General features: G+C 66.1%; 15 protein-coding genes. 9 read left to right on the top strand and 6 right to left on the bottom strand.

The window, feature by feature from the left end; translation table 11 throughout:
• The first annotated feature begins 1 nt into the window (after position 1).
• The gene (locus tag HV753_RS17975; RefSeq protein ID WP_175175926.1) at positions 2-1,165 is read left to right on the top strand and encodes an NAD(P)/FAD-dependent oxidoreductase; all 1,164 of its coding nucleotides are present in this window, start codon (positions 2-4) and stop codon (positions 1,163-1,165) included.
• A complete protein-coding gene (locus tag HV753_RS17970) occupies positions 1,162-1,548 on the top strand; it encodes a RidA family protein (protein WP_175175924.1) in 387 nt (128 codons plus the stop codon). Before HV753_RS17975 ends, HV753_RS17970 begins: the two co-directional genes overlap by 4 nt.
• Here HV753_RS17970 and HV753_RS17965 read toward each other — a convergent pair.
• From HV753_RS17965 to HV753_RS17945, 5 genes are all read right to left on the bottom strand, one after another.
• A complete protein-coding gene (locus HV753_RS17965) occupies positions 1,523-2,803 on the bottom strand; it encodes an amidohydrolase family protein (protein ID WP_175175922.1) in 1,281 nt (426 codons plus the stop codon). The two genes, HV753_RS17970 and HV753_RS17965, sit on opposite strands and share 26 nt — an antisense overlap.
• Before the next feature lie 153 nt (positions 2,804-2,956).
• Positions 2,957-3,907 (bottom strand): ABC transporter permease, encoded by a 951-nt coding sequence (locus HV753_RS17960; protein ID WP_175175920.1) that lies wholly within the window; start codon positions 3,905-3,907, stop codon positions 2,957-2,959.
• Positions 3,908-3,917: 10 nt separating this feature from the next.
• On the bottom strand, positions 3,918-4,991 hold the full coding sequence (locus HV753_RS17955; RefSeq protein WP_175175918.1) for an ABC transporter permease: 1,074 nt from the start codon (positions 4,989-4,991) through the stop codon (positions 3,918-3,920).
• A gap of 31 nt (positions 4,992-5,022) precedes the next feature.
• On the bottom strand, positions 5,023-6,552 hold the full coding sequence (locus tag HV753_RS17950) for an ABC transporter ATP-binding protein (protein ID WP_175175916.1): 1,530 nt from the start codon (positions 6,550-6,552) through the stop codon (positions 5,023-5,025).
• A complete protein-coding gene (locus tag HV753_RS17945) occupies positions 6,549-7,589 on the bottom strand; it encodes a BMP family protein (protein ID WP_175175914.1) in 1,041 nt (346 codons plus the stop codon). Before HV753_RS17945 ends, HV753_RS17950 begins: the two co-directional genes overlap by 4 nt.
• A 508-nt stretch (positions 7,590-8,097) precedes the next feature.
• Between HV753_RS17945 and HV753_RS17940 the strand changes: the two genes are divergently transcribed.
• From HV753_RS17940 to HV753_RS17915, 6 genes are all read left to right on the top strand, one after another.
• On the top strand, positions 8,098-9,012 hold the full coding sequence (locus HV753_RS17940; protein ID WP_175175913.1) for a DedA family protein/thiosulfate sulfurtransferase GlpE: 915 nt from the start codon (positions 8,098-8,100) through the stop codon (positions 9,010-9,012).
• Positions 9,013-9,158: 146 nt separating this feature from the next.
• Complete coding sequence (panE, locus tag HV753_RS17935) at positions 9,159-10,085, top strand: 2-dehydropantoate 2-reductase (RefSeq protein WP_175175910.1); 927 nt, start codon at positions 9,159-9,161, stop codon at positions 10,083-10,085.
• A 155-nt stretch (positions 10,086-10,240) separates the two neighbouring features.
• Positions 10,241-10,852: an NAD(P)-dependent oxidoreductase gene (locus HV753_RS17930; protein ID WP_175175909.1), complete on the top strand. Its 612-nt coding sequence runs from the start codon at positions 10,241-10,243 to the stop codon at positions 10,850-10,852.
• A gap of 114 nt (positions 10,853-10,966) precedes the next feature.
• On the top strand, positions 10,967-11,425 hold the full coding sequence (locus tag HV753_RS17925; RefSeq protein WP_175175907.1) for a nuclear transport factor 2 family protein: 459 nt from the start codon (positions 10,967-10,969) through the stop codon (positions 11,423-11,425).
• Between the two features lie 11 nt (positions 11,426-11,436).
• Positions 11,437-12,006: a flavin reductase family protein gene (locus tag HV753_RS17920; RefSeq protein WP_175175905.1), complete on the top strand. Its 570-nt coding sequence runs from the start codon at positions 11,437-11,439 to the stop codon at positions 12,004-12,006.
• Between the two features lie 5 nt (positions 12,007-12,011).
• Entirely contained in the window at positions 12,012-12,521 is a 510-nt protein-coding gene (locus HV753_RS17915; RefSeq protein WP_175175903.1) for a nucleoside 2-deoxyribosyltransferase, read from the top strand.
• 1 nt (position 12,522) lies between these two features.
• Here the strand turns inward: HV753_RS17915 and HV753_RS17910 are convergent, their stop codons facing one another.
• Complete coding sequence (locus tag HV753_RS17910) at positions 12,523-13,215, bottom strand: TetR/AcrR family transcriptional regulator (protein WP_246288307.1); 693 nt, start codon at positions 13,213-13,215, stop codon at positions 12,523-12,525.
• Between the two features lie 149 nt (positions 13,216-13,364).
• On the opposite strand from HV753_RS17910, the gene HV753_RS17905 reads away from it, so the two are divergent.
• The gene (locus tag HV753_RS17905; RefSeq protein ID WP_175175901.1) at positions 13,365-14,570 is read left to right on the top strand and encodes an MFS transporter; all 1,206 of its coding nucleotides are present in this window, start codon (positions 13,365-13,367) and stop codon (positions 14,568-14,570) included.
• Positions 14,571-14,603 lie beyond the last annotated feature (33 nt).

The following is a 14,603-nucleotide window of genomic DNA, read 5'->3' as shown; positions in this document are numbered from 1 at the left end:
CATGACCGATGCAACGCGGTCGGCGCAAGTCATCATCATCGGCGGAGGCCTGCACGGCAGTTCGGCGGCGCTGCATCTGGCGCGCGCGGGCGTGCAGGCCCTGGTCATTGAAAAGAACTACGTGGGACGCCACGCATCGGGCGTGAATGCGGGCGGCGTGCGTACCTTGTCGCGTCACCTGGCGGAAGTGCCGCTGGCCTTGGCTTCGCGGGAACTCTGGTATCGCATCGGCGAGCTCGTCGACGACGACTGCGGCTTTGAGCAGCACGGTCAGGTGCGCGTGGCGGAAACGGCGGCGGATGCCGCCACGCTGCGGACGCGCTTGCAGACCATGACGGAACACGGCTACACGCACGAACAGTGGATCAGCCCGGAAGATCTGCTGGACATGATTCCGCGGCTGGCGCCGACCATCCAGGGCGGGCTGATCGCACGCGAGGATGCGGCGGCTGACCCCTACCGCACCACGCTTGCCTTTCGCATGAAGGCCGCCAGCCTGGGCGCGCGCTTCCTGGAGGGCGTGCAGGTGCAACAGGTGCTGCATCAGGGGGGCCAATGGCGCGTGGAAACGGATGCGGGCGTCTATACCGCGCCGCAAGTGCTGAACTGCGCAGGCGCATGGGCTGACCGTATCGCCGCGCAATGGGGCGAACCGGTGCCGCTTACCGCCATCAGCCCCATGATGCTGGTGACGCTGCGCATGGACCATTTTCTGGATCCCGTGGTGCTGGGCACCGGGCGGGCGCTATCGTTCAAGCAACGCACCAACGGCACGGTGCTGATCGGCGGCGGGCGGCGCGCTTGGGTGGACCGTGACGCGGAATGGACGGAGTTGGATTTCCGTTCCTTGGCCGAAGGCGCCCGCACGGTCTGCGACCTGTTTCCGCACATGCGCGACGCGGTGGTGAATCGGGGCTGGGCGGGCATCGAAGCCGCCATGCCGGACGAGATACCGGTCATCGGTCGAAGTAGCCGCCACGAGAGCGCGTTCCATGCCTTCGGATTTTCAGCGCATGGCTTCGAGCTGGGTCCGATCGTGGGTCGCATCATGGCCGATCTGATGACCACTGGCGCGACGGACCTGCCGATCGCGCCTTTCAGGATTGAACGTTTTTTGGACGCGCCTTCAGCGTCCAGCCCATCCGCAAAGGAGCAAGAACAATGACTGATATCGTGCGCAAGGACACCAACCAGCGCCTGAGCCGCATCGTGATCCATGGCGACACCGTGTATGTGGCGGGCGTCACGTCGGCGGCGACGGGCGGCATCGCCGCGCAGACCCGCGACGCACTGGCCAAGATCGACGGCTATCTGGCCCAGGCCGACACGGACAAGTCGCGGCTGCTGTCCGTGCAGATCTGGTTGAAGGATATCGACCGCGACTTCGCCGGCATGAATGCCGTGTGGGCCGAATGGGCGTTGCCCCACGCGATGCCCACCCGCGCCACCTGCGAGGCCAAGCTGGCCGCGCCGGAGCTGCTGGTGGAGATCATTGTGACGGCCGCGAAGCGGCCGGGGTATGTCAGCGGGCCGGTGTCTGAAAGCTGACCTGACCAGGACGGCCAGGCAGGTTCAGGGTGGCGGTGGCGGGCGGTGTCGTCGCGATGACGTTGCCGGCGCGCAGCACCATCAGACGGGTGGCGCGCAGGCGCAGCGCCTCGACGGGGTCACGCGCTTGCAGCAGCACCAGGTCGGCGCGCTTGCCGACCGCGATGCCCGTGTCGTCCAGGCCCAGGATTTTCGCGGGCGTGGTGGTCACGGCTTCAAAACAGGCGCGCATGGCGTCCTGGCCCGTCATCTGGGCCACATGCAGACCCATGTGCGCCACTTCCAGCATGTCGCCGGACCCCAGGCTGTACCACGGGTCCATCACGCAATCGTGGCCGAAGGCAACCGGCACGCCGGCAGCCAGCAGTTCGGGCACGCGCGTCATGCCGCGACGCTTCGGATAGGTGTCGTGGCGGCCTTGCAGCGTGATGTTGATCAGCGGATTGGCGATGGCGGACACGCCTGCCTCGCGCATCAGCGGGATCAGCTTGGACACGTAGTAATTGTCCATCGAATGCATGGACGTCAGGTGCGAACCCGTCACGCGGCCATGCAGGCCCAGACGCTGCGTGTGATAAGCCAGCGTTTCAATGTGGCGTGACAGCGGATCGTCGCTTTCGTCGCAATGCATGTCCACGCGCAAACCGCGTTCAGCGGCCAATTCACACAGGATGCGCACGGATTCGGCGCCGTCCTGCATGGTGCGTTCAAAGTGCGGAATGCCGCCCACCACGTCCACGCCCATGTCGAGCGCACGCTTCAGGTTGTCGAGTGCGCCCGGCGCGCGCAGCACGCCGTCTTGCGGGAAGGCGACCAGTTGCAAGTCCAGATAGGGTTTGACCTTCTCGCGTACGTGCAGCAGCGCTTCGGTCGCCAACAGGCGCGGGTCGCATACGTCGACATGCGAACGGATGGCCAGCAAGCCGCGCGCGACCGCCCAGTCGCAATAGGCCAGCGCGCGTTCCACCAGCGCTTCCTGCGTCAACAACGGCTTGAGCTCGCCCCACAGCGCAATGCCTTCCAGCAGCGTGCCCGACTGATTCACGCGCGGCAGTCCGAAGGAAAGCGTGGAATCCATGTGGAAGTGCGCGTCCACGAAGGGCGACGACACCAGCTGGCCGGCGGCGTCCACGGTCTGCGCGGCCTCGGCCTTCAGCGCAGGCTCCAGCGCGGCGATGCGGCCGCCGGCGATGCCGATGTCGATGTCCTTGCGGCCATCGGGCAGCGTGCAGTGTCTAAGAATCAAATCGAGCATGCGATTTCCTTGCGGAAGATTTCAGTTATCCATGGTACTGCGCGCCCCGTCGCCGCATGAAGCAAGCGCCCCCCCAATCCGGGTCGCACGGATCCGGCTCCGCCGGTCCGTAGCGACGCCCCTGGGGGAGAGCGCGCAGCGCTCCGGGGGGGCTTATCTTTCGCCTTTGCGGTAGGGCTTCATCAGGGCTTGCGGGTAGGCGGCGCGGCGAGCCATCACCACCAGGGCCAGGATGGACAGGATGTAGGGCAGCATCAGGTAGACCTGATACGGTAGCTCAGGCAGGCCGGGCAAGGCGGCGGCGCCCTGCTGTAGACGCAATTGCAGGGCATCGAAGAAGGCGAAGATCAGCGCGCCCAGCAACGCCTTGCCGGGGCGCCAGGATGCGAACACGACCAGCGCCACGCAGACCCAGCCACGGCCGTTGACCATGTTGAAGAAGAATGCATTGAACGCCGCCAGCGTCAGGAAGCTGCCGGCCACGCCCATCAGCGCGGAACCCGCCACGACGGCGCCCATGCGCAGCCGCGTGACGGACAAGCCCTGCCCTTCGGCCGCGGCGGGATTCTCGCCCACCATGCGGATTGCCAGGCCGACCGGGGTGCGGTTCAGCACCCAGGCCAGGAGGGGCACCGCGGCCAGTGCGATCAAGGTCATGGGCGTCTGCCCCGCCAGCACGGGGCCGATCAGCGGAATGCCGTCCAGGAATTTCATCTCGGCAAACGGCGTGATGGTCGGCGGCGTGTTGACGCTGGGGAACGTGACGCGATAGGCGAAGTACGACAAACTGGTCGCCAGCAAGGTCACGCCCAGGCCCGAGACGTGTTGCGACAGGCCCAGCGGCACGGTCAGCACCGCGTGCAGCAGGCCGAACACGGCGCCAGCCAGCGCCGCCGCCAGCACGCCCACGTACAGGGGCGCACCCAGGTAGACCACCAGCCACCCGGTGAACGCCCCGGCGGCCATGATGCCTTCAATGCCCAGGTTCAAGACGCCCGCGCGTTCGCACAGCAGCACGCCCAGCGTCCCCAGGATCAACGGGGTGGCCAGCCGCAGCACGGCGACCCAGAAGGCCGAGGAACTCAATAAGTCCATCCATTCCATGGCGTGCTCCTCAAGCCCGGTTGCGGCGCAGGCGGTACTGCGCAAATAGCGTCGCGACCAGCATGGCGAGCAACGAAGTGGCGACGATGACGTCGGCGATGTAGTTCGGTACGGCGATGGCGCGGCTCATGCTGTCCGCGCCGACCAGCATGCCGGCCACGAAGATGCTGGCCAGGATCACGCCCAGCGGATGCAGCCCGGCCAGCATGGCGACGACCACGCCGGTGTAGCCATAGCCCGGCGACATGTCCAGCGTGACGTAGCCGGTGCGGCCCGCCACTTCGATGGCGCCGGCCAGGCCTGCCAACGCGCCGGACAGCATGGCGGTGCCCAGCATGACGCGGTTGACCGGCAGGCCCAGGAAGCGCGAGGCGTGCGCGTTGGCGCCCACGGCGCGCATCTGAAAGCCGAACACCGTGTAGCGGTTCAGCAGCCACAGGCCCAGCGCCAGACCGGCAGCCCACAGCAGGCCGGTATGGGCGCGCGTGCGTTCGATCAGCTTGCCGAGTTCCAGGTCGCCGTTGAGCGCCACGGATTGGGGCCAACCCATTGCCATCGGGTCCTTCATGGGACCGTCCAGCATCATGGACACGAACAGCAGCACGATGAAATTGCCCAGCAAGGTGGTGACGACTTCGTCCACGCCCAGGCGGGTCTTGAGCAACGCGGGAATCAGCAACAGCAAGGCACCCGCCAGGGCTGCGGCCAGCATCATGCCGCCAAACAGCACCGGGATGGGCAAGTCAAAGCCGGTGCCGTCATGCAGGCCGCCAATGGCGACGGCCGCCAGCGCACCTAGATACAACTGGCCTTCCGCGCCGATGTTGTAGAAGCGGGCACGGAATGCCACGGCACAGGCCAGGCCCGTCAGCATCAGCGGCGTGGCGCGGGTCAGCGTTTCGGACAAGGCGAAGCGCGAACCAAACGCGCCTTCAAACAGCAGCGCATAGGTGCGGCCGACGGGGGCGCCGGCCCAGGCCACCAACAAGGTGCAGACGGCCAGCGTAAAGAGGATGGCCGCGATGGGCGCCAAGGCCAGCGCCATGCGGCTGGGCTCGGGGCGGCGTTCCAGGATCAGTTTCATGCGAGTGATGCTCAATATAGGGGAAGCGCCGTCACGCGCGGGTTCCCGTCATGGCCAGGCCAACGGTGGCGGGCGTCCAGTCAGCCACGGGCTTGATGGCCACCAGCTTGCCGCCGCACAGCACGGCGATGCGGTCGGCCAGGGCGAAGATTTCTTCCAGGTCCTCGGACACCAGCAGTACTCCGGCGCCGCGCGCACGGGCCGCCAGCAGTTGTTCGCGCACGTAGGCCACGGCGCCGATGTCCAGGCCCCAGGTGGGCTGGTCGGCCACGATGAAGCGCGGCTCGCGGGCCAGCGTGCGGCCCAGGATCAGCTTCTGCATATTGCCGCCGGACAGGCTGCGCGTGCGCACGTCCAGCGAGGCCGCGCGCACGTCGAACTGCTTGGCCAGCGATGCGGCATACGCCTTGCCCGCGCGGGCGCGGATCAGGCCGTAGCGTGCGAAGCGCTTGTCCTTCAGGTCTTCGACGATGGCGTTTTCCCAAAGCGGGCTGTCGCCGATCATGCCCTCGCCGTGGCGGTCTTCCGGAATGCGGCCGACGCGGGCCGCGGTCCAGCCTGCCGGCGTGGTGGGCGCGGCGGCGTGTTCGGGGCCCAGGCGGATGGTGCCGTCGGACGGCTGGCGCAGGCCGGTCAGCACCGACACCAGGGCTTGCTGGCCATTGCCTGCCACGCCGGCAATCGCCACGATCTCATGCTTGTGGACGACGAGGTCCAGGCTGTCCAGGCGCGGTGCGCCGTCACGGCCGTCGCGCACGGTGACTTGCGACAAGGTCACCACTGGCGCGGCCTGCTCGGCGGCGGCGACCGCTTCGGCGTGCGGCATGACGACTTTGCGGCCCACCATCAGTTCCGCCAGTTCCGCGGGGCTGGTGCCGGCGGTGTCGCGTTCGGCCACCAGTTTGCCCTGGCGCAGCACCGCCACCCGGCGTGACACGGCCATCACTTCATCGAGCTTGTGCGAAATGAAGATCACGGCCAGGCCGTCATCGACAAAGCCGCGCAAGGTGGCGAACAGGTCTTGCACTTCCTGCGGGGTCAGCACCGCGGTGGGTTCGTCCAGGATCAGCACGCGGGCGCCCCGGTACAGCGCTTTCAGGATTTCGACGCGCTGCTTTTCGCCGACGGACAGCGTGCCGACGCGCGCGTCCGGGTCCACGGCCAGGCCAAAACGCTGGCCCAGTTCCACGAGCCGGCGGCGTGCCTTGCCCCGGCCCGAGGCCAGTTTCCACAACGATTCGGTGCCGACCATGATGTTGTCCAGCACGGTCAGGTTGTCGGCCAGCGTGAAGTGCTGGTGCACCATGCCAATGCCGGCCGCCAGCGCGGCGTCGGGCCGGCCGGCGGGCAAGGGTTTGCCGAAGACGTCGATACTGCCGGCGTCAGCCACATAGTGGCCGAACAGGATCGACACCAAGGTCGATTTGCCGGCGCCGTTCTCGCCCAGCAAAGCCAACACCTCGCCCTGCCGGAGCGTCAGCGAGACATCATCGTTGGCCGTCAGGCTGCCGAAGCGTTTAGTGATCCCCGTCAGTTGCAGGGCGAGGGGCGCTTGATTCATCGTGCCGAGGACTTGGGTTCTTTGTCGACGACCTTCACGGTGAAGCTGCCGTCCAGAATGGCTTTCTGCTTGGCCTGGACGCGGGCGACCAGATCGGCAGGGATCTTGCCTTCGAAGGTGCCCAGCGGGGCCAGCGACGAACCCTTGTGCTTCATCAGCGAATACTGGCCGTAGTCGTCCGCCTTGAACGTGCCGGCGCGGACTTGCTTGAGCGCTTCGTCGATCGTGGGTTCCATGCTCCACAGGGCCGAGGCCACGACGGTTTCCGGGTACTGCGGCTGCGTGTCGATCACGTTGCCGATGGCCAGCTTGCCGCGTTCCTTGGCGGCGTCCGACACGCCAAAGCGTTCCGCATACAGCACGTCCGCGCCCTTGTCGATCATCGCGAAGGCGGCTTCCTTGGCCTTCGGGGGATCAAACCACGAACCGATGAAGGTCACGGTGAATTCAGCCTTCGGGTTCACTTCCTTGGCGCCTTCGATGAAGGCTTGCATCAGGCGGTTCACTTCCGGGATGGGGTAGCCACCGACCAGGCCGATCTTGCCCGTCTTGCTCATGCCGCCGGCGATCATGCCGGTCAGGTAGGCGGGTTCCTGGATGTAGTTGTCGAACACGGAAAAGTTGGGTTGCTGCGGCTTGCCCGAAGACCCCATCAGGAAGGCGGTCTGCGGATAGTCCTTGGCCACCTTGCGGGCCGCGGCTTCCACGGCGAAGGCTTCGCCCACCACCAGCTTGTTGCCCTGTTCGGCGTACTGGCGCATGACGCGCTCGTAGTCGGCGTTGGTGACGTTTTCCGAGAATGTGTAGTCGATTTCGCCACGGTCGCGGGCGGCCGTCAGCGCCTTGTGGATGCGCGATACCCATTGCTGCTCGACCGGCACCGTGTAGATGGCGGCAACCTTGGTCTTGGCTGGAGCGGCCGTTTGGGCATGCACCGCGCCCGAGAACAGCAGCGCGCCAGCAGCGGCCGCAGCCGCCAGCTTGAGCAGGCCGCGGCGGGCGATGCCGCCGACGGACGGGGTGGACAGGGATTTCATGCGGGTGACTCCTTCGCGGGGATGGAAAGGGAACGTAGGGGCGGCGATGCGAATGCCGGGCCGCGGTTCGCGCGCGACGTGCGCGCGTGGCGCGGCTGGCGTGCCGGGCATGAGCGATGGTGGCCTGGCGTGCGATGGCCGCGGCCGTCGGCGGGCATGCCGGGGCGAGCGGACGGAAACGTAGGCGTGGGATCGGTCATGGGATGGGGTGCGCCGGGGGGCGCGTCCCATCCGAATGGTCGGTGCGCAGCCAGTCCAGGCGAAGCAAGTTGTATGCCATGAGGCCTTCCCGCGACAAGTCGGGGAAACCTGATGGACGGGCAGGATTATAGGCACCCTGGCGGGGAATCGTGGCACCAAAGTGGTGCCGACTGTCCCAAGGGGTGGACGTTGCGTGTCGCGAAACAGCGTGTTGCGGTGCAAGACGCCTGCATGGACCGCCGGGAGGGCCGTAGCGAGCCTAAAATCCAGCAATGAGCCGCGCGAGGCGCGGCAAGCTGGAAGATCCATGCAAGACATTCAATTGCTGCTCGAACAGTACGGCGGGTGGCTGGTGTTCGCCAACGTCCTGGTCGAGCAGGCGGGCTTGCCCGTGCCCGCCTATCCCATGCTGATAGCGGCGGGTGCCCTGGGGGGCGCGGCCGGGTGGCTGGCGCCCTGGCTGGCCGCCACCGTCGCGTGCCTGCTGGCCGACACGCTTTGGTATGTCGCCGGGCGGCGCTATGGTGCACGGCTGCTGGGCGTGATCTGCAAGATGTCCCTGTCGCAGGATTCCTGCATCCGGCAGACGCAGCGCCTGTACCTGCGCATCGGCGTGCGCGCCTTGCTGGTGTGCAAATTCCTGCCGGGCGCGGGGGCGCTGTCCACGGTCATGGCGGGCCTGACGGGCACCGCGTACCGCCGCTTTCTGCTTTACGACCTGGTGGGCGCCATGATCTGGGCCGGTTCGGCCCTGCTGTTGGGCGGCTTGTTCCATAGCGTGATCAATGACGTGCTGGAGGTGCTGGGCACCTACGGCGCCATGGGCCTGGGCGTGCTGGCGGCGGTGCTGGCGCTATACATCCTGACGCGCTTCTTGCGCCGTCGGATTCTGCTGCGCAGCCTGCGCATCATCCCCCGCCTGTCGGTGGACGAGTTGATGCAATGGCGCCAGGCGGGCCGCAACGCCCTGGTCTTCGATGTGCGCCCCGAAGCGCTGCGCGATGCCGAACGCATTCCAGGCGCCATCGCGGTAGACCTGAAGGCGCCCTTGCCGGCGCTGGACCCGCAAGCGCTGGAGTCGGACATCGTGGTGTATTGCGCCTGCCCCAATGAGGTATCGGCCGCGCTGCTGGCCTCGCGCCTGCGTGCAGCGGGCTATCCCAAGACCTGGGCGCTGCGCGGCGGCTACGAGGCTTGGGCGGAACATAACCACGCTACCTGAACCGGCGGCTGGGCGGTCAGCGTTTGGCCGCCATGCCCTGTCCGGCGCGTGGGCGGCCAAGGTCGTGCCGAGTGGGCCGCCCGCCGTGCCAAGCGCATAATTCCGTATCAGCCCGCGCAACAGGCGGGCAGCTACAGGAGAGACAAATGCGGTTGTTGTTCTTGGGTGCCGGCGGCACCGGTGGATATTTCGGCGGACGCGCCGCCCAGGCGGGTGCGGACGTGACTTTTCTGGTGCGCGAACCGCGCGCGGCCCGGATCCGCGAGCAAGGCTTGCGCATCCAGAGCCCGTTTGGCGACGCCACCCTGCACCCGAAACTGGCAACGCAGCAGACCTTGCAAGGCCAGTACGACGTGATCGTGCTCAGCTGCAAGGCCTATGACCTGGCCAGCGCGATTGACGCCATCCGCCCCGCGGTCGGCCCGGATACGGCGGTGCTGCCCATCATGAATGGCGTGTTGCAGTACGACGTGCTGGACCGCGAATTTGAACCGCACCGCGTGTTGGGCGGCCTGTGCCAGATCAATGCCACGCTGGGTCCCGAAGGCGAAGTCGTGCACCTGGGCAAGCATGCCAGCATCGTCTTCGGCGAACGCGCCGGCCCAGCCCGCAGCGCGCGCTGTGTGGCGTTGGAGCAGGCGCTGGCTGGCGGTGAATACGTCAGCCGCCTCAGCGACGACATCCATCAAGACATCTGGGAAAAGTACGTCATGCTGACCACGCTGGCGGCCGGCACCTGCCTGATGCGCGGCTCGGTTGGGCAGATTGCGTCGACCGACGACGGTATCGATATCTTGAAGAGCCTGTTGCAGGAATCGCAGGCCGTGGCGGCTGCGTCCGGCCATGCGGTGCGTCCCGAGGCCGATGCGTTCGCGCAAAAACTGATGAGCGACCGCACCCAGCCCATGACGGCATCCATGTTCCGGGATTTGCGCCAAGGCCTGCCGGTCGAGGCGGACCACATCGTGGGCGACATGGTCCGCCGCGCCCAGACCTTGGGCGTGGATGCCACCTATCTGCGGGTTGCCTATTCGCACTTGCAGGTCTATCAGGCGCAGCGCAACGCCGGTTGAATTCGGTCGATTGGTGCATGGATTGCAAAAAACTCTTCTGGTTTTGTGGGTTTTTTGTTCGGATTTGACCGAATAGTATGGATTTGCCTGAACCGGGGCGTGTTGCGGCGCGTCGTGCGCCGCCCGCTCCGGCTCGCTTCCTTAGGAGCAAGACCATGAAAATTGCATTGATCGGAATTACCGGCCGCGTGGGGTCACGTGTGGCGGACGAATTGCTCAAGCGCGGCCATCAAGTGACGGGCATCGCCCGCAACCCGGCCGACGTCAATGCCCAGCCCGGCCTGACGGTCCAGCAAGGCGATGCCACCGATCCCGCTACCCTGACCCCGCTGCTGACCGGCCATGACGCCGTCATCAGCGCCACGCGCTTCGTGTCCACCGATGCCCGGCCGCTGTTGACCGCCGTGAAGAATGCCGGCGTGCCTCGCCTGCTGGTCGTGGGTGGCGCGGGCAGTCTGCTGGTGGCGCCTGGAATGCTGCTGATCGATACCCCGGAATTCCCTGACGCCTATAAGCCGGAGGCGCGCGCTGGTGTCGTGTTCCTGGATACGCTGCGCCAGGAGAATGTGCTGAACTGGACGTTCCTGTCACCCTCCGCGATGTTCGAACCGGGCGAACGCACCGGCACGTTCCGTGTGGGTGATGACTACCTGCTGGCCGACGAAGAAGGCAAAAGCTGGATTTCGATGGAAGACTACGCCATCGCGCTCGTCGATGAAATCGAAACGCCCAAGCATTCGCGCCGCCGTTTCACGGTTGGCTACTGAGCCGGCAAGGCAAGAAAAGGGAGCCCGTCAAGGGCTCCTTTTTCATTGTCGAAATTCGCTTTTTTGTTTGTAAACTGGCGGCCCGCCGATCGGCGTCATCCTGAGTTGCCCTGTATGCGTATGAAGTTGAAATCGTTGGCCGCCTGTGTGCTGGTCGCCTCCAACTGCCTGGCGGCAGCGCCAGCGCTTGCGGCTGCGCCCCAGTCGAACAAGGACATCGTGACGGCGTTCTTCCGCATGATGTTCCAGGACCGCGAGATCGACGAGGCGGTGCGCCTGTACGTCAGCCCGGACTACGTGCAGCACAACCCGTACATGCGCGACGGCGTGGGGCCGATGGTGGATTTCTTTCCGCCCTATTTCGATCAACATCCGCAAGCCATCGTCGAGATCAAGCGCGTGATCGCCGAAGGCGATCTGGTGGTGATCCACAACCAATGGCGCGATTCGCCGGAAGACCGTGGCCAGGCGGTCATCGATATCTTCCGTGTGGACAAGGGTAAGATCGTTGAGCACTGGGACGTCAGTCAGGAAATTCCCGAGAACCCCGCCAATCAGAATGGCATGTTCTAAAGAGTTGCTTCATGTCCAAGATTCAAGCCGTTGACCTGCCTCGCTCGTATCTGTTGCTGAACCATGGCCCCACGGTGCTGGTGACCAGCGCCCATGGTGACGCCCGCAACGTGATGGCGGCCGCTTGGGCGATGCCGCTGGATTTCAACCCGGCCAAGATGCTGGTCGTGGTGGACAAGAACACGTACACGCGCGAACTGATTGAAGCATCGGGCGAATTCGCGCTGTGCATCCCGTCGCGCGCGCAAGCGCAGGCCACCTTGTTGGTGGGGTCGAATTCCGGTCGCGACGAAGACAAGTTCCAGGCCAGTGGGTTGACGACCTTTCCGGCCAGCAAGATCGGTGCGCCGTTGATCAGTGACTGCCTGGGCTGGCTGGAATGCAAGGTCGTGCCGGAACCGCACAATCAACAGGCTTATGATCTCTTCATCGGCGAGGTCGTCGCCGCGTGGGCGGCGCCGGACGTGTTCTCGGAAAACCGCTGGCATTTCCCGCAGGACGACCGGCGTTCGGTCCACTATCTGGCCGGCGGTTCCTTCTTTGCCACCGGCGAGGCTTTCAACGTATCAGAACCGGAGTAGCCCTTATGCGCAGCGTGTATCTCGCGGGTTTTGACGTATTCCTGCCCGATGCCGTGGCGCACGGCCAACGGCTCAAGGCGTTATGCGCCACCTATGGTTTCGACGGATTGTTCCCGCTGGACAATACGGCGCCCAAGGACTTGTCGGGCCAGGCGCTGGCGCAGTGGATCTACCGCGAGAACGTAGCGCTGATCCGGCGTGCCGATATGGTGATGGCCAATCTGAATACGTTCCGCGGCGCCGAACCCGATTCCGGCACGGCCTTTGAAGTGGGCTACGCCATCGCTTGCGGCAAGCCGGTATGGGGCTACACCAACCAGGCCGGGTCACTGATCGATCAGGTTGCCGTGGGCGCCGCGGCCGACGATGGCGCGGCGCGCATGGTGGATGCCGACGGCAACACCGTGGAAGACTTCGGCCTGAACCTGAATCTGATGCTGGCGTGCAGCGCACGCATTGTGGTGGGCAAGGCGTCCGATTGCCTGGCCCGCATGGCCGAGGACGCCAGCCGCTAGGTCAGGCCGTCGTCTTCCGGCGCGTGGCCTTCCTGGCTGCCGTCGGTTTGGCGGCCTTCGCCACCCGTTGCGCTACGCCGCCGGGCGTGCCCAGATATCCCATGACGGCGTTCACCACGGCTTGCTCCAGCTGTTCGGAGGAGAAGCCCGCAGGCGGCTCAAGCGCCGCCGCATGCACCAATGATTCCATGATGCGCAGCACGACGTAGGTCGCCAGGTCGCGGTCCTGTTGCGCGATCTCGGCGCGGTGCAGTTCCAGCAGATGCCGCATGCGGCGGTGGATGTCCTGGTCGGCCAGACTGTGTTCGCGCGGCGTGTCGAACAGCGGGAATTCGCGTTCCAACACGCGATGCAGCGCCGGTTCCAGCAAATGCGCGTGCAGCATGGCCTGCACGATGGCGGCCACGCGCTCTTGCAGCGTGGCGGCGGGGTTGCTGTTCAGGACATCATCAATGACGTCCAGCATCTGGTTGTCGTGGCGCTGGTGCAGCGCCGCGATCAGTGCGTTCTTGTTCGGGAAATACTGGTACAGCGAACCGACGCTGACGCCGGCCGTCTCCGCGATCAGGTTGGTGTTGGTGCCGGCATAGCCGTGCGAGGCCAAAACGCGAGCCGTGGCTTGCAGGATCGTGTCGACGGTGTGCTGGGATCGAAGCTGGCGCGGCGATTTCCGGGGCTGAGGGATGGCGGTCATGGATGCGTTGAAAGGCGAGTATCAAACCTGAGCGATGGCTCATAAAATTTACGGCAGGCAATCTGATCATTACCGCAAGCGCGGATTATGCCATCGCTGATTTTCCCGCGATGGCTTCGGATTGCAACTCACCCTTTCAAGGATTCTTCATGTCGAATGTTTCGACGGCCGGGGCCCCGCCTGCGGCCCACGAACCCGTGCGCTCTGTTTTTGCGCAACTGTTGCCTTTGGTCCTGGCCGTGTTCATCGGGTTCTTCATGGTTGGCTTGCCGATGCCCGTTTTGCCGCTGTATGTCAGCGGCACGTTGGCGATGGGTGCGCTGGTGGTCGGCGTGGTGGCGGGCTTGCAGTTTGCTGCCGCCCTGTTGTCGCGCGCCTATGCTGGGGCGCTGGTGGATCGTCGCGGCGCCAAGCGCGCGGTGGTGATCGGCTTCATGTTGGGCGCGGCGGCGGGCCTGCTGTATGTCCTGGCCGCTGCGTTGTCGGCACATCCGCAGGCGGCACTGGCCGCCTTGCTGGCGGGGCGCGCGCTGATGGGATGCGGGGAAAGCCTGATCGCCACCGGGGCGCTGAGCTGGGGCGTGGGCCGCGTGGGGCCGCAGAACGCGGGCCGCGTGATGGCCTGGGTGGGCGTTGCCATCTACGCCGCCTATGCGCTGGGCGCACCCGCCGGCATGTGGCTATACGACGCCACGGGTTTCGCCGGCATGGCGTGGGCGACGGTCCTGATTCCGCTGGGCGCCTTGGCGCTGGTGCTGCCGCAGCGCGCGGTGCGCGCCGTGGGGGGCGTGCGCACGCCGTTCTACCGTGTGCTGGGCATGGTGTTGCTGCCCGGCCTGGGCCTGGCGTTGACCAGCGTCGGGTTCGGCGTGATCACTGCATTTGTCAGCCTGTTCTTCGCGGAACGCGGCTGGGACGGCGCTGCGTGGATGTTCAGCGCGTTCGGGGTGGGCTTCATCCTGGCCCGGGTCTTCTTCGCGGGGTTGCCGGACAAGTTGGGCGGCGCGCGCGTGGCGCTGGTGTGCGTGGTGATCGAGGCCGTGGGCCAATGGCTGATCTGGTCGGGCGCCACGCCGGCGTGGGCGTACGGGGGCGCGTTGCTGACTGGCGCGGGCTATTCGCTGGCGTTTCCGGCTTTTGGCGTGGAGGCCGTGCGGCGCGTGCCAGCGGCCAGCCGTGGCGCGGCCATGGGGGCGTATGTGGCGTTTCTGGACGTGGCGCTGGGCATCAGCGGCCCGACGGCGGGTTGGCTGGCAAGCGCGCAAGGGTATGGCGCGGTGTACGCGATGGGCGGGGCGTGCGCGTTGGCCGCGGTATGCGTGGCCGTGGCGCTGCGACGCCCGGCGCGGACATAACGCGCTTGGGGGCAGGCAGGCGGCAACAAGCCG

Source organism: Achromobacter pestifer (genome assembly GCF_902859625.1).
Classification (GTDB): Bacteria; Pseudomonadota; Gammaproteobacteria; order Burkholderiales; family Burkholderiaceae_B; genus Achromobacter; species Achromobacter pestifer.
This window is presented reverse-complemented; position numbering and strand designations above follow the sequence as displayed.